This is a genomic window from Paludisphaera mucosa (assembly GCF_029589435.1).
GTDB lineage: Bacteria > Planctomycetota > Planctomycetia > Isosphaerales > Isosphaeraceae > Paludisphaera > Paludisphaera mucosa.
Window position 1 is genome coordinate 2,339,511 of record NZ_JARRAG010000001.1, and the last position, 19,919, is coordinate 2,359,429.

Here is a 19,919-nt window from a genome sequence, read left to right on the forward strand (position 1 = left end):
GACGTCTTGATCGCGGCTCTGGGCTACATGCGCAAGTTCCACGGCCGGTACACGGTCATCAAGCTCGGCGGCTCGGTGATGGAGAGCCCCGAGTCGCTGCAGGCGCTGCTCGTCGACATCGTGTTCATGCAGACGGTCGGCATGCGGCCGGTGGTGGTCCACGGCGGCGGCAAGGCGATCACGGTGGCGATGGAGAAGGCCGGGCTGACGCCGCGGTGGGTCAAGGGCCGCCGCTACACCGACGACGCCACGCTCGAGATCGTCGCGCGGGTCCTCGCCGAGGAGATCAACGCCGACATCGAGCGGCACATCAACAAGTTCGGCGGCCGGGCCTCGGGGCTGCACCACAAGACGCGCCAGTGCCTCTTCGGCCGTCGCCTGCTCATGCCCGTCGAGGACGGCGAGCCGACCGACCTGGGCCGGGTCGGCGAGGTCGTCGAGGTCGACGCGCCCGTGCTCGAGAACCTCTGCCTGGCCGGCGTCGTCCCCGTGCTCCCCTCGCTCGCCGAGGACGAGGACGAGGAGGGGAAGCTCCTGAACGTCAACGCCGACACGGCCGCCGCGGCCGTCGCCCAGGCCCTCCGCGCCGACAAGCTCGTCTTCCTGACCGACACCCCGGGGATCCTCCGCGACCGCAACGAACCCTCGACCCTGATCCGGGGTCTGACCCCGGACGATTGCCGCGATCTGATCCGGGACGGGGTGGTCGACAAGGGGATGATCCCCAAGGTCGAGGCCTGCCTCACCAGCCTCGAAGCGGGCGTCCGCAAGACGCACATCATCGACGGCCGGCTCCGCCATTCGCTGCTGCTCGAGATCTTCACCGAGAGCGGCGTCGGCACCGAGATCGCGGCCGACGAACACACCGACAGGGCCTCCCCCCCGGGCCGTCGGCCCGTCCTCGTCCGCTGACCCGACCGCCCGGGGCGACGACCGCTCCCGACTTCTCGACGTCTCCGCACCGCGACGCGAGGCGCGCGACGGCCCATCGTCGCGTCCCCCCTGGAGCTTTTCCCTTGGCACACGCTCAGACCACGCACCCGACCTCGCAGGAGACCATCGCCGAGTTCGACCGCTACGTCGTGCCGAACTATCGCCGCTACCCGGTCTCGCTGGTCCGCGGCGAGAACTCCTGGATCTGGGACGCGGAGGGGCGTCGCTACCTCGACTTCTTCCCCGGCTGGGGCTGCAACCTCCTCGGCCACTGCCCCCCGCGCGTCGTCGAGGCGGTCCGGGACCAGGTCGGCCGGCTGATCCACGTGCCGAACACGTGGTACATGGAGGCCCAGGGCGAGTTCGCCAGGGCCCTCTCCGAGCGGAGCTTCGGCGGCCAGTCCTTCTTCTGCAACAGCGGGGCCGAGGCCAACGAGGCCGCCATCAAGCTGGCGCGGGCCTACGGCCACCCCCGGGGCAAGTTCAAGATCCTCACCATGGAAGGCGGATTCCACGGCCGGACCTTCGCCGCCCTGACGGCCACGGCCCAGCCCAAGTACCACGAGGGCTTCGAGCCCATGGTCCCCGGCTTCGTCTACATGAAGTACGACGACCTGGAGGCCGTCGCCGCCGCGATCGACGACCAGACGGCCGCGGTCATGCTGGAGCCGATCCAGGGCGAAGGGGGCGTCAAGATCCCCTCGCGCAACTTCCTGCCGGGCCTCCGCAAGCTGTGCGACGACCGCGGGGCGCTCCTGATCCTCGACGAGGTTCAGACCGGCATGGGCCGCACCGGGTCGTGGTTCGCCTACCAGCATTCCGGGATCACGCCCGACGTCCTCACCTGCGCCAAGGCCCTGGCTGGGGGGATCGCGGCCGGCGTGATGATCGCGAAGCCCGAGATCGCCGCGGTGCTCAAGCCTGGCATGCACGCCTCGACCTTCGGCGGCAACCCGATCGCCTGCCGCGCCGGGCTGGCCACCGTCGAGACGATTGAGGAAGAAGGCCTGCTGGCCCGGGGCGCCGCCATCGGCGAGCGGTTCCGGTCCCAGTTCGAGGCCCTGCAGGCGGAGATCCCCGAGAAGATCCGCGAGATCCGGATCCTCGGCGTGATGATCGGCCTGGACCTGACGTTCGACGCCTCGGACGTCGTGGCCCAGTGCCTGTCGCGCCGGCTCCTGATCAACGCGACCCACGGACACGTGGTCCGGCTGCTGCCGGCCCTGACCATCAGCGACGAACAGATCGACCAGGGGTGCGCCATCCTGGCCGACGTCTTGCGGGAGGCCCAGCACTGAGTCGCTCCAAGAAACACGGGCCGCGGCCCCCCGCCGCCCCCGCCCGCCGCAACGGCGACGCCCCGGCCGCCGTCCGCGCCTCCCTGACCGGCGGCGACGGCCGCCCCGGGCCGCGCCACTTCCTGGACCTCCGAGGCATCGACCCCGACCGCGCCCGGGCGCTGCTCGACCGCGCCGCGACGCTGAAGTCGGGCCGCGTCGAGCCCGGCTGGACGCCGCCCCTGCTGGGGAGGAACCTCGGCCTGGTCTTCGAGAAGCCCTCGCTGCGGACCCGCGTGAGCTTCGAGGCCGCCTTCGCCCGGCTGGGGGGAAGCTCGATCTTCCTCCGCGGCAAGGACGTGGGCATGGGCGTCCGCGAGAGCGTGGCCGACTTCGCCCGGGTCATCAGCCAGTACGTCGACGCCCTGGCCGTCCGGACGTTCGCCCACTCGATGCTCGAAGAACTGGCCGAATACGCCGCGATCCCGGTCGTCAACGCCCTCTCCGACGACGCCCACCCCTGCCAGGCCATGGCCGACATGCTCACGCTGCGGGAGCTGAAGCCGGACCTGGCGGGGATCAAGCTCGCCTTCGTGGGCGACGGCAACAACGTGGCGATGTCTCTGGCCGAGGCCGCCGCCCTGCTCGACGTCGACTTCGTCCTGGCCTGTCCCGAGGGCTACGAGTACCCCGAGACCTTCACCGCCGCCTTCGCCGCGCGGTTCCCCGACGTCCCGCTGCAGGTCGTCCACGACGCCCGCGAGGCGGCCGAGGGGTCCGACGCCGTCTACGCCGACGTCTGGGCCAGCATGGGCCAGGAGCACGAGGCCGACCAGCGCCGCGAGATCTTCGCGCCGTTCCAGGTCGACGAGGACCTGATGGACCTCGCCCGGCCCGACGCCGTCTTCCTCCACTGCCTGCCGGCCCACCGCGGCGAGGAGGTGACCTCGGGCGTGCTCGACGGCCCCCGCAGCCGGGTCTTCCAGCAGGCGGCCAACCGCATGTACTTCCAGATGGCCCTTCTCGAATGGCTGGTGCAGGACCGCACCGCCGAGGATCGACTCCGGTATTGAGGAGCGTCGCGACATGACTCGCCGGGATGGACGAAGCGACGACGAGCTGCGGCCCGTGACGATCGCGCCGGGCTTCGCGGTCAACTGCGCCGGCAGCGTGCTCTATTCGTGCGGGGGGACGACCGTCCTGGTCACGGCCCAGATCGCCGACACGGTCCCGCCCTTCCTGGAAGGCAAGGGCGTGGGCTGGCTCACGGCCGAGTACGCCATGCTCCCGGGCAGCACCCCGACCCGGATCTCGCGGCGGACCGACGGCCGGGCCACGGAGATCCAGCGCCTGATCGGCCGGAGCCTCCGCGCGATCGTCGACCGCCAAGCCCTCGGCCCCTGGACGGTCCACGTCGACTGCGACGTCATCAACGCCGACGGCGGCACCCGGACCGCCGCCATCACCGGCGCCTACGTCGCCGTCGCGATCGGCCTCGGCAAGCGGTTCGGCCCCGAGAAGGCCGCCGAGGTCCTCAAGGAGTCGGTCGCGGCCGTCAGCGTCGGCATCGTCGCCGGCCGGCCCCTGCTCGACCTGGACTACTCCGAGGACTCGAAGGCCGAGGTCGACGTCAACGTCGTCCGGCTCGGCTCGGGCGGCCTCGTCGAGGTGCAAGGCACAGGCGAAGGGGGCGTCTTCTCGCGGGGCCAGCTCGACCAGCTTCTCGATCTGGCCGAGGCCGGCATCGACCGCCTCGCCGCGCTCCAGAAGGCGGCGATCGAGGGGGCGTGATCGCCCGCGGATTTCCCGGGCCGATCGATCTGGGCGGCTTTCCGGGTTTTTGCTAGAGTTCCGCGCATGTTCCGCCGGGGGGGCTCGTCCATCGGACTCGCCCCCGCCTCGCGCGGCGATCTACGGGATGAAATCTGGAGTTCGGAACGGCGGCCCCCTCGGGCCCCGGGCCGGCCCGGGCGTCGATGATCCGACAAGGAAGGGGATCGTCCATGAAGAAGCCTCTTGCCACGATGGCACTCCTGGGAGCCCTGGCGGGCGGGCCCGCCTGGGCGCAGTCCATTCCCTCCACCGCCGTGGAGACCGTGCCCGAGCCGACGCCCGTCGATCAGCTCAAGGCCCCCACGATGGACCTGCCCGACGACCCGATCGAGCCCTACCTCCTGACCAAGGAGAACGGCCCGTTCATGGTCCTGGCCAAGACCTTCCAGGGCCCCGATTCCCAGCGGATGGCGCTGGCGCTCGTCAAGGAGCTGCGCAGCGAGTACAACCTGCCGGCGTACGTCCTGCGCAGCAAGGACTGGCCGGGCGGCAGCAACATCCGGGGCATCCCGCCCCAGGCCGATGCGGCCGTCGTCCAGGCCGGCGTGGGCGTGCCCGAGAAGGTCCGCACTTATGACCAGGCGGCCGTTCTCGTCGGCGACGAGAAGACCCAGAAGGCGACCGCCGACCTGCTCCACCAGGTCAAGAAGATCAGCCCGAAGTGCCTCGACAACGTCTCCTCGGTCTTCCACTGGCGCAAGGGACTCAGCAACGCGACCCGCACCACCAACCCGTACGTCGCCGCCCAGCACCTCTACACGGTCAAGAAGGACCGGCTCGTCGTCGAGATGAACTCGGGCGCCGGCAGCATCGCCGAGTGCCCGGGCCGCTACAGCCTGCAGGTCGCCGAGTTCAGCGGCAGGTCGACGTTCAACGAGAAGGATTCCACCTTTCAGGGCAACTGGAACCTCCTGAAGAGCCCGCTCCGCACGGCGGCCAGCGACGCCGAGAAGCTCGCCGCGACCCTGCGGAAGGACAAGGACGTCGTCCAGATCGGCCAGCCCGTCTACGTCTACCACGACCGGACCTCCAGCCGGGTCTTCGTGGGCGCGTTCGACGCCCCGAACGACCCTCGGGCCGGGGCCACGCGGGAAGGGCTCGTCAAGCTGGCGGTGCCGCTCATGGACGCCAAGACCCGGGCCAAGACGCTCGACACCATGATCGCGCCCGCCACCGGCCTGACCGACCTGACGCCGATCAAGCAGAACTTCGAGAAATGAGCGGAGGGGCCGACGCCCGCCCCTTCCCGCCCTCCTCGACGTCGGAGAGAATGAGTCGCCGCCCCTCCTCGCGAAGGGCGGCGACTTCGCGTTTCAAGGCATCCTCGCGGCCCCGGGCGCGAGGCGACCGTCCCGGGATCGACGACCGACCATGAGCGCCTCCCCCTCGCCGATCCGCCTCGTCCTGGGCTCGCGGAACCGCAAGAAATGCCAGGAGATGGCCGAGTTGATCGCGCCCCCCTGGGAGCGTCGGCCGTGGATGGACCTCGTCGCCGTCGAATCGATCGCGGCCTATCCCGACGTCCCCGAGGTCGTCGAGGACGCCGACACCTTCGCCGGAAACGCCCGCAAGAAGGCCTCGGAGACCGCCCTGGCCCTCGGCGCCTGGGTCCTGGCCGACGACTCGGGCCTGGCCGTCGACGCGCTCGACGGCGCGCCGGGCGTGTACTCGGCACGCTACGCGGGCGAGCCCTGCGACGACGCGGCCAACTGCCGAAAGCTGCTGGAAGCACTCGCCTCGACGCCCGACGACCGCCGCGGGGCCGCGTTCCGATGCGCCCTGGCCGTGGCCGATCCCGAGGGTCGCATCCGCCTCGAAGCCGAGGGCTCGGTCCGCGGCCGGATCATCCGCGAGCTCCGCGGCCCCGGCGGCTTCGGCTACGACCCGATGTTCCTGATCCCCGAATATCACAAGACCTTCGGCGAGCTGTCCGCGCTGGTGAAACACCAGTTGAGCCACCGCTCGCGGGCCTTCGCCCACCTCACGCCCGGCCTGGAGAAGCTCGTGCTCGCGACCATCGAGGGCTGATCTTCGCCCCTCAAGAATGCGAAAACGCCCCCCGGTGGTTTCCCACCGGGGGGCGTTCGCCGTTCAGGGAGCGCCGAAGGACGGTTCTGAAACGGAGGGTTGGATCGACGCCGGCGGTCCGACCGCCCGGCTCAGTCTCAGTGGAAGAGGCCGAAGCCCTTCTTGGCGAAGAACGGGTGCTTGGCGTCGCACGCGTCGCACGCCGGCAGGGTGGTCATCGGCAGGCTGGTGGCCTGCGGCGAGGCGACGACGCTCTGGGCCGAGGGGATGACCGCCGGCTCGCAGTGGGTCACGACGGGCACCTTGACGCAGACCTCGACCGGCACCTGCTTGCAGACGGTCCGGGGGACGCAGACGGTCTTGGTCTCGGCGACCTCGCGCTGGACGGTCACCGGGCAGTGGACGACCTTGGTGTCGACCACCTGCTGGCAGGTCGTGTAGGGGACCTGGCGAGTGCAGACGACCTGCTGGGTCTCGCAGACGGTCACCGGCACGCACTTGGTCCGCTGCTCGGTCACCATGTCGCAGACGGTCTGGGGGACCTGCTTGACGCACTGTTCCTGGACCATGCGGCAGGTCGTCACCGGCACCTGGCACGAGCGGGTCTCGGCGACCATCCGGCAGGTCGTCACCGGCACCTGCTTGGCGCAGGTCTCGGTGACGGTGCGGCAGGTCGTGATCGGGACGCGCTTGACGCAGGTCTGCGGGACCATCCGGGTGATCGTGCACGGCACCTGCTTGGCGCGGGTCTCGCGGAGCATGCGGGTGTACGTGTACGGCACCTGCTTCGACAGCGTCTCGGGGACGTACGTCGTGACCTGGTAGGGGTCCTGACGATACTCCGTCTTGGCGCACATCTTGGTCACGCTGACCGGCACGCAGCGGGTGGCGGTGCGGGGCTGCATCGTGCAGACCGTGTACGGGACGGTCTTCGTGCACGTCTCCTGGACGGTGCGGCAGACGGTCACGGGGACCTGCTTCACCACTTCCTGGGGGACGTACTCGCAGACCGTGTACGGGACCTGCTTCGACTGGACCTCCTGGACGGTGCGGCAGACGGTCACGGGGACCTGCTTGACGACCTCTTCCGAGACCATCTGGCAGGTGGTGACCGGGACCTGCTCGGTGACGGTCGTGGGGACCGACCGGCAGACCGTCACGGGGACCTGCTTGCGCACGGCCTGGGACTCGTACACCGTGCACTCGACGTTCTCGACGACCGTGCGCGGGCAGGAGACCGTCTTCTGGCACCACTGGCCGGGCGTCTCGACGAGGCAGCCGTTGACGCAGACCGTCTTGCCGGGGACGTAGTACGACTGCACGACCTGCTCGCAGACCGTCTTCGCGACCTGCTTGACGACCGTCTTGGGGACGCAGACCGTCTCGCAGACGTCCTTCATGACCGTCTCGGTGACGTTCTGGCAGACCGTCTTCGAGATCGTCTTCATGCTGGTCGTCTGGACGGGGCGGCAGACGGTGTAGCGGCACTCCTTCATGACCGTCTCGCGCACCGGGCGGCTGACGGTGTAGGTGCAGGTCTTGTACTCGGTCCGCTGGACGGGGACCTGGACGGTGTACCGGCACTCCTTCATGACCGTCTCGCGCACCGGGCGGGACACCGTGTAGGCGACCTCCTTGTAGGCGGTCTGCCGGACGGGGACCATCTCGGTGTAGGGCTGCTGCTGCATGACGGTCGTCTGCACCGGCACCTGGACGGTGAACGGCACGGTGCGGTAGCACGTCTTCTGGACCGGCCGGCTGACGGTGTAGCAGACGGTCTTGTACGCGGTCTCCTGCACCGGGGTGCAGACGACCTCGTTGACGGTCTTGAAGATCGTCTCCTGCACGGGGCGGCTGACGGTGTACGTCACGTCCTTGAACGACGTCTCGCGCACCTGGCGGTTGACGTTGTAGTACGTGGTCCGGAAGCTCGTCTCCTTCACGGGCCGCTGGACCGTGTAGGAGCGGGTCTCGTAGTGGGTCTCGCGGACCGGCCGGCTGACCGTGTACGCGACGTCCTTCCAGACGGTCCGGGTGACCGGCTTCTGGACGGTGTAGTTCACGATCTGGCTGACGGTCCGGTAGACCGGGCGGCTGACCGTGTACTGCTCCTGGCGGACGTGGTTCTCGACGACGTTGCGGACCGACTGGACCGTCCGCGGCTGCATCACCGTCTCGGATACGATCCGGACGCTGGGCACCTGCTGCGTCTCATAGACGGTCTCCTGCACGTTCTGCAGGACCGTCCGACGCTGGAGCTGATACTGGACGTGCCCCCCGCATTCCTGGGGGGCCGGGCAGCAGCGCGACGAGGCGCCGCCGCCGTAACTGGCCTGGGCCGGGCGCGCAGCCACCCCGAGTCCCAATCCTAGGACCGTCAGGGCGAGCCACGGTAGTTTTCTCAACATCGGACGCTCCACGGTACACTCCCGACTGACTTCGGCGCTCATACGGCCGTCGGATCCGAGACTCCGCCTCGGGACCCTGAGCCGCCAACCAACCCTACTCATCGTCCTTCCCCAATCGCCCCCTTAGGGTGTTTATCCAAATAACCCAGCAATCCAGGCTGCCCAGGGTGCATGCCTCTTACATTCGTTACCTCCCTAACGCAAGCACCCCCAAAAGCCACAAGATTCTCGCAGTCGGCGTTCCCCGCAGGCGCGCCAGAATCGCCGCGACCGAACCAGGCGGACCGCTCGCGCGTCGATCGGGGGCCCTCGCCGACGCCTGGCCATCGCCGTCGGCGGCGGGTATTTTCGAGGGGCGCGGGGCGAGGTCGTCCCGGTGTGGCTGCATTTGATTCCGAGGTCGTGGTCCATGAGCGAAGCGTCGCCGATCGTCGTCCCCCGCGGCTTCCGCGCCTCGGCCGTGAAGGCCGGCATCAAGCCCTCCGGGGGCCTGGACCTCGCCATGCTGGTCGCCGACGTCCCCTGCACCGCCGCCGGCACGTTCACCACCAACCGCGTCTGCGCGGCTCCCGTGCAATGGTGCCGGTCGACGCTCCCCTCGTCGTCGGTCCGGGCGATCGTGGTCAACGCCGGCAACGCCAACGCGGCGACGGGATATCAGGGCAACGCGAACGTCTCCCGCACGGCGGCGCTCGCGGCCGAGTTGATCGGCTGCGAGGCCACCGACGTCCTCGTGGCCTCGACGGGCGTGATCGGCCATCAGTTGCCGATGGACCGCCTTGAGACCGGGCTCCGATCGGCCGCGCCGGCGCTTTCAGCCGACCCCGAGAGCTTCCGGACCGCCGCCCAGGCGATCCTCACGACCGACACGCGCACCAAGATCGTCTCGGAGACGCGCGGGCCGTGGTCGCTGTTCGGGATGGCCAAGGGGGCGGCGATGATCGGCCCCCGGATGGCGACCATGCTGGCGTTCCTCGCGACCGACGCGAAGGTGCGGGAAGAGACTCTCCAGCGGATCCTCTCCGAGGTGGTCGACGAGAGCTTCAACTGCGTCTCGGTCGACGGCCACACCAGCACGAACGACACGGTGCTGCTGCTGGCCTCGGGCCTGGCCCCGGGCGGCGAGCTGGAAGGCCCCGCCCTCGAAGAGTTCACCGAGACGGTCCGAGCCGCCTGCCGGACGCTCGCCATGGAGATGGCCGCCGACGGCGAGGGCTCGACCCACTTCATCACGATCGACGTGGAGGGCGCGGCCGATCGCGAGGAGGCGCGGACGCTCGCGCGCGCCGTGGCCGACAGCCCGCTGGTGAAGACCGCCATCCACGGGGCCGACCCCAACTGGGGCCGGATCGTCTCGGCGGCGGGCTACGCCGGGATCCCGTTCGACGAGAACGAGCTGTCGCTCTGGCTCAACGGCGTCTGCGTCTACGAGAAGGGAACGCCGACGACCTTCGACGCCGACGCCCTCTCGGCCGACATCCGCGGCCGCCGCGACGTCACCATGCGCCTCCTCTTCGCCCGCGGCGAGGCCGCAATCCGCTTCTGGACCTGCGACCTCACCGCCGAGTACGTCCACCTCAACGCCGATTACACCACCTGATCGGGCGGGATCCGGGCGGGCGTCGCGTCATCGCATCCAGCAGCGCAACGCCCAGCCCCCATCCGCCGCCTCGGCGATGAACTTGCGGAATAGATCGGCCTCCTCGGCGACGGCCGCATACAGTGCACGCCTCACCGAGTCGAGCCTGTCGCAGGACATCTTCGACAAGGCGAAATCCATCGGAGCGTAGTCGCGTTGCGTTACGTTCGAGAGTCGAGCGGCGCATCGCCGGACGGCCTCGACCGGGATGGTCGGCGGCGGGCACATGTGACGGGACCAGTCGATGCCCGCACGGTCGTGATCGCAGGAGACCTTTCCGCTGTCCAGCAACTCCGAGACGGGTCCTTCGTCCCGCCCGACCAGTATGGCGTCGAGCTGGATCGGGCTGAAACTCGGGACGAACCGCTCGCCGGGGCCGTCCCGAAACGTCACCGGCTCGACGAGATTGAGCGACCATTCCATTCCCACGGTCGGTTCGTCTCCTCGCATTCGCGTCGGCACGTCACTTCGCGGCCGGATCCTTCGCGGGCTCGCGCTTCACGCGGGGCTGGCCGTAGAGCATGGTCGGGGCCTGGTCGGCGGGCTCGACGAGCCTGTGCTCCCTGTCGAGGTCGGGCTTCTCCAGGGTCGTGACGATCCCCGAGGGCCAGACGATCGTGAGCCGGTCGATGGGGTCGGCCCCGACGCCGATGGTCAGCCGGGGATCGTTGGCGGATTCCATGCTGACGCCCCCCTTGAGCTGCCGGTAGATCGTCCGCTTCGGGGTCTCGACGATCGCCAGCGAGCCGACCGCGTCGCGGTTGCTCTTCGTCCCCTGGAGGGCCAGGCGGATCCAGTGGTTCTTCGTCGGCGTGTCGTTGCGGAGGATCGCGGCGGGGCGGTCCTTCTCGTTGACCACGATGTCGACGTCGCCGTCGTCGTCGATATCCCCGAACGCCGCGCCCCGGCCGACGTGCTTCTGCTCGAAGTACGGGCCGACGTCGCGGGTCGAGAGCCGGAACCGCTTGCCGTCCATGTTGCGGAAGAGCTGGGCGGGCTCCTCGTAGTCGATCGGCTGGCCGAGTTTCCGGCGGTTGTCGTCGACGTGGCCGTTGCTGATGAAGACGTCGGGCCAGCCGTCGGCGTCGAAGTCGACCAGGCCCGTCCCCCATTTGACGAACGGCATCGTGTCGGACGCCAGGCCGAAGAAGGCCGTGTTGTCGAAGAAGCCTCGGTTGCCGAAGTTCTGATAGAGCGTGGCGTACTCCTGGGCGAAGTTCGTCACGAACAGCTCGGGGAAGCCGTCGCCGTCGACGTCCTCGGCGTCCACCCCCATCCCCGACTGCGCGACGCCGTTGTAGTCGAAGGCCGCGCCCGACAGCTCGGTGGCGTCGTCGAAGGTGCCGTCGCCGCGGTTGAAGAAGAGGAAATTGGGGTTCATGTCGTTGGCGACGTAGAGGTCGACCAGGCCGTCGTCGTTCAGGTCGGCGGCGACGACGCCGAAGCCGTGGCCGTCGGCCCGGGGGTGCGGCTCCCGCTTCTTCTCGACGACGTCCACCTTCTTCTTGGCCCCGGTCTTGGGGTCGACCTCCTCCTTCTGGCCGGTGACGACCTCGGTCTCGACGGTGATGGCCTGGTCGAAGACGTCGGTGAAGGTCAGGTCGCCGTTGTTGCGGTAGAGCATGTGCTTGACGGGGACGATCGACCGGGGCGAGGCGTAGAGCCAGATCTTCTTCTCGGCGTCGCCGACGCGGGCGTGGTCCTCGGGGTAGTTCCAGCGGCCGTAGTTGGCGACGTAGACGTCCAGGTCGCCGTCGTTGTCGTAGTCGAGCATGGCCCCGCCCGAGGACCACGACGGCCTGTCGACGCCGGCCTTGGCGCTCACGTCCAGGAACGTGCCGTCGCCGTTGTTGCGGTAGAGCCTGTTGGGGCCGTAGTTGCAGAGGAAGACGTCGCGGTCGCCGTCGTTGTCGACGTCGCCGACCACGACGCCGTGGCAGAAGCCGCGGAAGCCCAGGCCCGAACGCTCGGTGGCGTCCTCGAATCGGCCGTCGCCGAGGTTCCGGAAGAGCCGGTTCGAGCCCTTCTCGGCGGTCCCCAGGGGGAGCAGGGTCTGGGTGGCGAAATAGAGGTCCAGCCGGCCGTCGCCGTCGTAGTCGAAGATCGCCACGCCCGAGCCGTTGGCGGTCGGGAAGTGCTTCTCGTCGACCATGCCCGAGAAGTGGACGAAGTCGACGCCCCACTCCTTGGAGACCTCGGCGAAGCGGAAGGGGCTCGACTCGGTCTGCTTGGACAGCACGACCGAGCTGGTCACGAGCGTCACGCGGTCGCCGGGGATCGAGGAGACCGCCTGCGCCGGCTTCTTGGCGGTCGGGCGGGGAGTCGAGGGTTTGGACGTGGGGCCGGGGCGACCGGAAGCCGCGGCGACCTTGCCCGCCGGTCGAGCCTCGGGGTCGGGCCCGCCGCCCCCCCCGCCGCAGCCTGCGAGCGCCAGCAGGGCCGCGAACGCCGCCCCCGCAAGCCCCCGGGATAAGCCGGCGACGCGGGTGCCCGGCCCGGATCGAGTCGTGCCTCTCATGACGTACCTTCTTCTCGCCCGCGGGATCCCGGCGGCGCTGATGATGGAAGATGAGATCGTCGCCGGCCCGCACCCGGATCCCGCCGTCGCTCGCGGACGTCGTCGCACACGACGGGCCGACGCGGGATCGATCGTATCACGGTCGGCCGCGCCAGGCGAAGGCCCTCGCGACGCTCGGGCACGGCGATTCGATTCCCGCTTTTCCGACGACTGGAACGTCGTTCGCAACGTCGACGGTCGTCACGATCGCCAAGGATCGCTCAAAACCCCCATCCCGCACGCGGGGCGGCGGCGTCCTTCCAGCGTCGGTACAGATTGTGTATCTTACCCATAGTCGATCTCGATCGGCCCCGTACATCCGTTGGGACGGTCAGGTTGCGTCCTCCTCGTCGTGCCTCGTCGGGGAATCGATCATCCGACAGTCGCACCCGAGCGATAGAGAGTCCAATGGCCCTCTCGCGGCGGGTGCGAAATCAACCTGGGAGCGAATACATGCAACGTCTCGTGTCGACCGCGGTCCTGGCGGCGATAGCCGTCGCCCTGGGGACCTTCGGCCAGCCACGCGCGTCGGCCGCGCCGGCGCCTTCCACCTATGCGAACGTCGAGAAGGCGATCCGCGACCTCAACGCAGCCTGGTCGCGGCCCGAGGTCCCCAAGGATCCCAACGCCCCCGGCTGGGGCGTCTTCTTCGACGCGATGCTGGGCCAGCTCAAGGCGTACACCGAGGCCCAGACGCCCGAAGACCGCGTCGGGCCGCTGAACCAGCTCTACCAGATGTCGGCCGCCCTGGCCCCGGTCCCCTGGCAGCCGGCCCAGACGATCCGCGAGGAGCTGCGGGCCTGGCTCCGCCCCCGCGTCCAGCTCGCCTGGGCCGAGCGCCGCATCAATGAGAGGCTCCAGGGCCTCCCGCCCACGAACGACCCCGCCGTGCAGGCGAACCGCCAGGCCTGGTCCACGTTCGTCGCCGGCGACCTCGCCCAGGCGCTGACGAAGTATCATGGCGCGACCACCGTCGGCCAGCGTCAGGAGGGCCTGAAGGCGATCCACCAGGCCCTGACGGCCCTCAGCCAGCGGAACGCCGCGCAGCCCTGGCAGCCGTCGGCCGACCTCCAGAATGCCATCAGCGGGCTGTTCAACCAGCCCAACCTGGACATCACCGCCGACCTCTCGATCGTCCAGCCCCTGTTCGACGCCCCGCTCGTGACGACCGGGCCGATCTTCCGCAAGGGCTACTGGTCGCAGGTGACGGCCGGCCCCAAGACGGGCTTCGGCCTGCTCCCCAGCGACCAGGGGATCGTGTTCTACAACAAGCAGATGCTCCAGAGCACGACGCCGATCACCGACTTCCAGAACCAGGTCGCCTCCGACCAGAAGGGCCAGCGGGCGGCCAAGATGTACCAGTTCACGGCCACGAGCCTCGACTCGGCCGAGCAGACCGTCTATGCCACGATCAGCACCTCGGGCCTGTCGCTCACGCCCCAGGCGTCGCACAACGTCAACGCCCAGATCTGCTCGACCCCGCAGCCGGGCGGCGGCCTGACCCGGGCGATCGCCGGCCTCGTCGGATACGGCCAGAACCGGATCACGAACGAGGTCTACCAGAACGCCCTGGCCCAGTTCCAGCAACGGATCCCCCAGGAGGCCCAGGAAGAAGCGATGGAGCGGATCGCCGGCGAGACCGCCCAGCGCAACGCCCAGATCCAGCGATTCCTCATCGGCAACGACCTGCTGGCCATCCAGGAATTCCTCGTCTCCGGGCTGTCGCTGCGGTCGCGGCCCGACGCCGTGTACGTCGGCGGGCTCTTCCAGTCCCGCACCGGCGACACCCAGCGCGGGGCCGACGCCCCTCAGCCGACGCGCTTCGCCGCCCCCGACGCCGGCCTGACCGCCGACGTCCACGTCGGCTCGGTCATGACCAGCGCCGTCGACGCCCTCTTCCGGCGTCCCGACGTCCAGGCCGTCGAGAACCTGATGATCGTTACCCACGACGTGCCCCCGGGCACGCCCCCGGCCCAGGCCGCGACGATCACCCGCAACGTCGACTTCCCGACCTACCTGAAGGCCGTCGACGAGGCCCGCAAGGCCAACAACCCCAAGGTGCAGGCCCTGCGGATCCGCCGGCCCTCGCAGCCGCCCGAGTTCGCCGCCGACGCCCGCGGCTTCCTGGTCGCGATCGTCAAGGACGTCGAGATCGACGTCCCCGCCCCCGACGCCAACAGTCAGGCCGGCTCGGCCGTGGGGGCCAACGCCAAGGTCCTGCGCATCAAGCTGCCGCAGACGGAGATCGCCCTTTCCTACAAGGTCGAGCCCCTCTCGGCCGTCTCCTACCACGTCACCGGCAAGATCGAGGACCTGACCGTGCCGCCCACGGCCCAGGTCGTCGCCATCCGCGAGAGCGAGGCCGACGCCCAGCCGCTCAACCGCTTCAGCGGGGCCCTGGTGATCACCGCCCTGCTCGGCCGGATCCGGACCCAGCCGATCGACGCCAGCCTCGACAACGTCCGCATCCCGGGCCTGGCCATCCGGTCGATCTCGCCGGTCGACCCCTCGGGCTGGGTCCGCGTCAACCTGGTCCGCACCATCGATCAGCCGGCGTTCGCGCCCGCCCCGCAGCCGGTCGCCGCCACGCCGGCCCAGCCGGCCGGGTCCATCCCCGTCCAGGTCCAGGTGCCGGCCCAGGCGGCCGTCGTCACCTACCAGCAGTGATCTCGGGCTCGACGAACTCCGTCGACCGATGAACCGCCGGCCGAGGCCTCCCGGAGCGATCCGAGGGGCCTCGGCCGGCTCGTTTCAGTAGACGACCGTCTCCGCGGCGAGGGCCTCGGGCTCGATCCCGCGGATGACCTCGGCGGCGCGTTCGACGTCCGCTCGCGAGACGTCCAGGTGGGTGCAGGCCCGGAGGGTCTGGTCTCCCAGGGCCGACGTGAGGACGCCGTGCAGCCTCAGGTGGGCGGCGACCTCGGCCGCGGTCGCCAGGGCCGGGTCGACCGTCACCCAGACCAGGTTCGTCTCGACGGGCCAGGATTCGATCTGCACCCCTTCGACGTCCGAGAACGCCTCCGCCAGGATCAGGGCGTGGGCGTGGTCCTCGGCCAGCCTCTCGACGTTGTGCCCGAGGGCGTAGAGCGCCCCCGCCGCGAGGATCCCCGCCTGCCGCATCCCGCCCCCCAGGAGCTTGCGGAGCCGCCGGGCCTGAAGGATCGCCTCGGTCGAGCCCGCCAGGGCGGAGCCCACCGGGGCCCCCAGGCCCTTCGAGAAGCAGATCGAGACCGTGTCGAACGACTTCGCCCACTCGGACGCGGCGATCCCCGAGGCGACGACGGCGTTCATCAGCCGGGCCCCGTCGAGATGCATGGCGAGCCCCTGCTGCTTCGCCCACCGCGCGATCGCCCGCACGTCCTCGATGGGGTGGACCGGGCCGCCGCCCCGGTTGTGGGTGTTCTCCAGGGTGACCAGCCGGGTGCGGACGAAGTGCTGGTCGTCGGGCCGGACGGACTCCTCGATCTCGGCGAGGGTCAGCAGGCCGGCGTCGCCGGGGAAAGTCCGGGGCGTGACGCCCCAGAGGCGGGCGATGCCGCCGGCCTCCCACAGGTAGACGTGCGACGTCGCCGAGCAGATCAGCTCGTCGCCGGGCCGGCAGTGGACGCCCACGGCGATCTGGTTGGCCATCGTCCCCGAGGGGGTGAAGAGAGCCGCCTCCTTGCCCAGCAGCGCGGCCGTGCGGGCCTCCAGCGCCAGGACCGTCGGGTCCTCGCCGTAGACGTCGTCGCCGACCTCCGCCTCGGCCATCGCCAGCCGCATCGCGGGCGTCGGCTTGGTCACCGTGTCGGACCGCAGGTCGATCGGCGGACGGCTCATCGGGGTGCATCTCCAGGACGGGCATCGGGATCGAAACGCCCGCGATTGTGCGGCCATGGGGCTCGCCCGGTCAACCCGGCACCCCGGCCGGTCGACGTCCGACCGTCGCGCCCGTATCCTTGTTGCATCCCCAGCTTGATCCCCGCCACGACCCCGAGGAACCGCCCGGATGGGCTATCGCTCGCTCGCCGAATGCGTCCTGGACCTCCGCAAGACCGACCGCCTGATCGTCGTCGACGAGGAGGTCGACCCCTACCTCGAAGTGGCCGCAATCCAGCGCCGGGTGTACCAGGCGGGGGGTCCGGCGGTCTATTTCACCCGGGTCAAGGGGACCCCCTTCCCCATGGTCGGGAACCTGTTCGGGACCCTCGAACGCGCCCGCTACCTGTTCCGCGACACCCTCGACGCCGTGGCCCGGCTGGTCGAACTGAAGGTCGACCCCTCGGCGGGGATGAAACGCCCCTGGCGCTACCGAGGGGTTCCGCTGACGGCGCTCCGGCTGCTGCCGAAGAGGGGGCGCCGGGGGCCGATCCTGGACCACGAGACGCTCCTGTCGCAGCTCCCCGCCCTGACCTCCTGGCCCGGCGACGGCGGCCCGTTCGTCACCCTTCCCCTGGTCTACAGCGAGGATCCCGACCGCCCCGGGCTGGCCCGATCGAACCTGGGGATGTACCGGGTGCAGCTCGCCGGCAACGCCTACGAGCGGAACGAGGAGGTCGGGCTGCACTACCAGATCCACCGCGGGATCGGCGTCCACCACGCGGCCGCGATCCGCCGCGGCGAGCGCCTGCGCGTGAACGTGGTCGTCGGCGGCCCCCCCGCCCTGACCGTCGCCGCGGTGATGCCGCTTCCCGAGGGGCTCCCCGAGCTGGCCTTCGCCGGCGCGCTCGGGGGCCGTCGGGTGAGGATGGTCGCGCCCGAGGGCCGGCTGGCCATGCCCGCCGAGGCCGATTTCGTGATCTCGGGCTACATCGACCCGGACGTGCGCAAGCCCGAGGGGCCGTTCGGCGACCACCTGGGCTACTACAGCCTGGCCCACGACTTCCCCGTGCTGAAGGTCGAGCGGGTCTACCACCGCGAGGGGGCGATCTGGCCGTTCACCTCGGTCGGCCGGCCTCCCCAGGAGGACACGACGTTCGGCGAGCTGATCCACGACCTGACCGGCCCGATCATCCCCACGGTGATCCCCGGCCTGCACGCCGTCCACGCCGTCGACGCCGCCGGCGTCCACCCCCTTCTTTTGGCCGTCGCCAGCGAGCGGTACGTCCCCTACGCCGAGGTCCGCAGGCCGCAGGAGATTCTGACGGTCGCCAACGCCATCCTCGGCCAGGGCCAGCTCTCGCTGGCGAAGTTCCTGCTGATCGTCGCCCGCGAGGACGACCCCGAACTCGACATCCACGACATCGCCGCCTTCCTGCGACACCTGCTCGAACGGATCGACTGGCGGCGGGACCTCCACTTCCAAACCCAGACGACCATGGACACCCTGGACTACTCGGGCCACGGCCTGAACCAGGGGTCGAAGGTCGTCATGGCCGCCGCCGGCCCCAAACTTCGGGAGCTTCCCCGCGAGCGACCGACCGGCCTGAGCCTGCCCGAAGGCTTCCGCGACCCCTGCCCCGTCATGCCCGGCGTCCTGGCCGTGACCGGCCCGAATTTCGAGCCGGGCGCGACCCGGATCGAGGCCTTCGCCGACTCATTCGGCCCCGACGACCCGATCCGGGCCTTCCCCTTGATCGTGGTCGTCGACGACGCCGAGTTCACGGCCCGGACCCTGAACAACTTCCTCTGGGTCGTCTTCACCCGATCCAACCCGGCCGCGGACGTCCACGGCGTCGGCTGGTTCGTCCGGGACAAGCACTGGGGCTGCACCGGCCCGCTCGTGATCGACGCACGCATCAAGCCCCACCACGCCCCGCCGCTGGTCGACGACCCCGAGATCGAGAAGCGCGTCGACCGCCTGGCCGCCCCCGGCGGACCGCTGCACGGGGTCTATTGAGGCCGGAGGGCGAGCGAGGCTGAGGCTCGCGGATCGGCTTCCTTTGCGAAAGAAGCCAATCGCTTCGAGCCCCGATTTTGTTTCGCATCATTCAATCGTATAATGCTTTACGACAATCCCTGAATCGCCCGGGATTGGGTTTGCTCGTCGTTTATTTTTTCAATTTTCCGGTCCATTCCTCGTCGTCGCCTCCAAATAGACGCCCTCGACATCGAGGGACGGCGCGCAGCGTCCCTATCGAGACCATGGTCCCGAATCGCCGATCCGGGAGCGATTTCGGCCCCGAGGCGAAGGCTCGGCGGTCGCCCGCGGATTTGACGGCGGCCCTGGAAGCCGATAAACTGAGTCTCCCCTTCGAGAAGGGGTGATGCGCGGCCGGGATGCGAGGCCCCGCCGGGCCCTCGGGATGACGCGCCCGCCCAAAGGCGGTCGATCGTCCCCTGCCCGTCGATCCCTGCGCAAGGGCCGGTCGCGAATCGTTTTACGTCCCCATTCGTCCTCGATCGTCTCCTGCAAGGCCGCCCTGGGCGCGACGCTCCGGGGAGCGCGGCCGGATCGTCATCGTCGTTAAGAGAGGTGGAACTCGTGTCCCTGGTCGTCAAAGATCTGATCGACGCCGGCGTGCACTTCGGCCATCGGGCCAGCCGCTGGAACCCGAAGATGAAGCCGTACATCTACGGCAAGCGCAACCTGATCCACATCATCGACCTCAAAGAGACGGTGCGGGGCCTGCTCCGCGCCACCAAGTTCTTCCACAAGATCGCCTCGCAGAACGGGCTGATCCTGTTCGTGGGCACCAAGCGGCAGGCGTCCGAGACGCTCGTCGAGGAGTGCACCCGCAGCGGCATGCCGTACGTCACCGAGCGCTGGCTGGGCGGCACGCTGACCAACTTCCGGACGATCCGCAGCCGGCTGGAACGGCTCGAGGAGCTGGAGACGATCCTCGACGGCGAGCAGGCGTCGAGCTACTCCAAGAAGATGATCTCCACGCTCACCCGCGAGCGCAAGAAGATCGAGCGCAACCTGTCCGGCATCCGCAGCATGACCCGGCTCCCCGAGGCGCTGCTGGTCGTCGACCCCCGCCGCGAGCACATCGCGGTGGCCGAGGCGCGGAAGCTGGGGGTCAAGGTCGTCGCGCTGCTGGACACCGACTGCGACCCCGACCTGGTCGACCTGCCGGTCCCGGCCAACGACGACAGCATGCGGTCGATCGAGCTGCTGATCAAGCGGCTGACCGACGCGATCATCGAGGGCAAGGCCATCGCCCCCGACCTGCCGCCCCAGCCCCCCGAGCGCGACGAGCGCGACGGCCGCGGCGGCGACCGGCGTGATCGCGGCGGACGCCGCGGACCGGGCGGCCCGCGCGACGGCATCCGCATGGGCGGCGGCGGACCCCGGACCATGCCCGGCCAGCCCGGCCCGGCCC

Annotated in this window: 14 protein-coding genes; 10 read left to right on the forward strand and 4 right to left on the reverse strand. The window is 69.8% G+C overall.

What is annotated here, in order from left to right:
- The first annotated feature begins 27 nt into the window (after positions 1–27).
- The 6 genes from argB (at position 28) to rdgB (ending at position 6,071) form a co-directional block, all read left to right on the forward strand.
- The gene (gene argB / locus PZE19_RS09365; RefSeq protein WP_303652570.1) at positions 28–912 is read left to right on the forward strand and encodes an acetylglutamate kinase; all 885 of its coding nucleotides are present in this window, start codon (positions 28–30) and stop codon (positions 910–912) included.
- Positions 913–1,016: 104 nt separating this feature from the next.
- Complete coding sequence (locus PZE19_RS09370; protein WP_277860325.1) at positions 1,017–2,231, forward strand: aspartate aminotransferase family protein; 1,215 nt, start codon at positions 1,017–1,019, stop codon at positions 2,229–2,231.
- Between the two features lie 83 nt (positions 2,232–2,314).
- A complete protein-coding gene (argF, locus tag PZE19_RS09375) occupies positions 2,315–3,283 on the forward strand; it encodes an ornithine carbamoyltransferase (protein WP_438269969.1) in 969 nt (322 codons plus the stop codon).
- A 13-nt stretch (positions 3,284–3,296) separates the two neighbouring features.
- Positions 3,297–4,001 (forward strand): ribonuclease PH, encoded by a 705-nt coding sequence (gene rph / locus PZE19_RS09380; RefSeq protein WP_277860327.1) that lies wholly within the window; start codon positions 3,297–3,299, stop codon positions 3,999–4,001.
- A 212-nt stretch (positions 4,002–4,213) separates the two neighbouring features.
- The gene (locus PZE19_RS09385) at positions 4,214–5,263 is read left to right on the forward strand and encodes a hypothetical protein (protein WP_277860328.1); all 1,050 of its coding nucleotides are present in this window, start codon (positions 4,214–4,216) and stop codon (positions 5,261–5,263) included.
- A 151-nt stretch (positions 5,264–5,414) separates the two neighbouring features.
- Positions 5,415–6,071, forward strand: coding sequence for an RdgB/HAM1 family non-canonical purine NTP pyrophosphatase (gene rdgB / locus PZE19_RS09390; RefSeq protein ID WP_277860329.1), 657 nt, complete (start codon positions 5,415–5,417; stop codon positions 6,069–6,071).
- A gap of 137 nt (positions 6,072–6,208) precedes the next feature.
- Here rdgB and PZE19_RS09395 read toward each other — a convergent pair whose 3' ends face one another.
- Entirely contained in the window at positions 6,209–8,425 is a 2,217-nt protein-coding gene (locus PZE19_RS09395; RefSeq protein WP_277860330.1) for a hypothetical protein, read from the reverse strand.
- A gap of 463 nt (positions 8,426–8,888) precedes the next feature.
- Here PZE19_RS09395 and argJ point away from each other — a divergent pair, with 463 nt between their 5' ends.
- A complete protein-coding gene (gene argJ, locus PZE19_RS09400; protein WP_277860331.1) occupies positions 8,889–10,079 on the forward strand; it encodes a bifunctional glutamate N-acetyltransferase/amino-acid acetyltransferase ArgJ in 1,191 nt (396 codons plus the stop codon).
- Between the two features lie 27 nt (positions 10,080–10,106).
- Here argJ and PZE19_RS09405 read toward each other — a convergent pair whose 3' ends face one another.
- Together PZE19_RS09405 and PZE19_RS09410 are read right to left on the reverse strand one after the other, a co-directional pair.
- Positions 10,107–10,547, reverse strand: a complete 441-nt coding sequence (locus tag PZE19_RS09405) for a hypothetical protein (protein WP_277860332.1) — start codon at positions 10,545–10,547, stop codon at positions 10,107–10,109.
- A gap of 34 nt (positions 10,548–10,581) precedes the next feature.
- The gene (locus tag PZE19_RS09410) at positions 10,582–12,636 is read right to left on the reverse strand and encodes a CRTAC1 family protein (RefSeq protein ID WP_277860333.1); all 2,055 of its coding nucleotides are present in this window, start codon (positions 12,634–12,636) and stop codon (positions 10,582–10,584) included.
- A gap of 492 nt (positions 12,637–13,128) precedes the next feature.
- On the opposite strand from PZE19_RS09410, the gene PZE19_RS09415 reads away from it, so the two are divergent.
- Positions 13,129–15,342, forward strand: coding sequence for a hypothetical protein (locus PZE19_RS09415; RefSeq protein ID WP_277860334.1), 2,214 nt, complete (start codon positions 13,129–13,131; stop codon positions 15,340–15,342).
- Positions 15,343–15,426: 84 nt separating this feature from the next.
- Here PZE19_RS09415 and ltaE read toward each other — a convergent pair whose 3' ends face one another.
- Entirely contained in the window at positions 15,427–16,494 is a 1,068-nt protein-coding gene (gene ltaE / locus PZE19_RS09420; RefSeq protein ID WP_277860335.1) for a low-specificity L-threonine aldolase, read from the reverse strand.
- Positions 16,495–16,663: 169 nt separating this feature from the next.
- Between ltaE and PZE19_RS09425 the strand changes: the two genes are divergently transcribed.
- Both PZE19_RS09425 and rpsB read left to right on the forward strand, forming a co-directional pair.
- Entirely contained in the window at positions 16,664–18,493 is a 1,830-nt protein-coding gene (locus PZE19_RS09425) for a UbiD family decarboxylase (RefSeq protein WP_277860336.1), read from the forward strand.
- A 585-nt stretch (positions 18,494–19,078) separates the two neighbouring features.
- Positions 19,079–19,919: 30S ribosomal protein S2 (rpsB, locus tag PZE19_RS09430; RefSeq protein ID WP_277860337.1), on the forward strand; the 841-nt coding region annotated here is incomplete at its 3' end.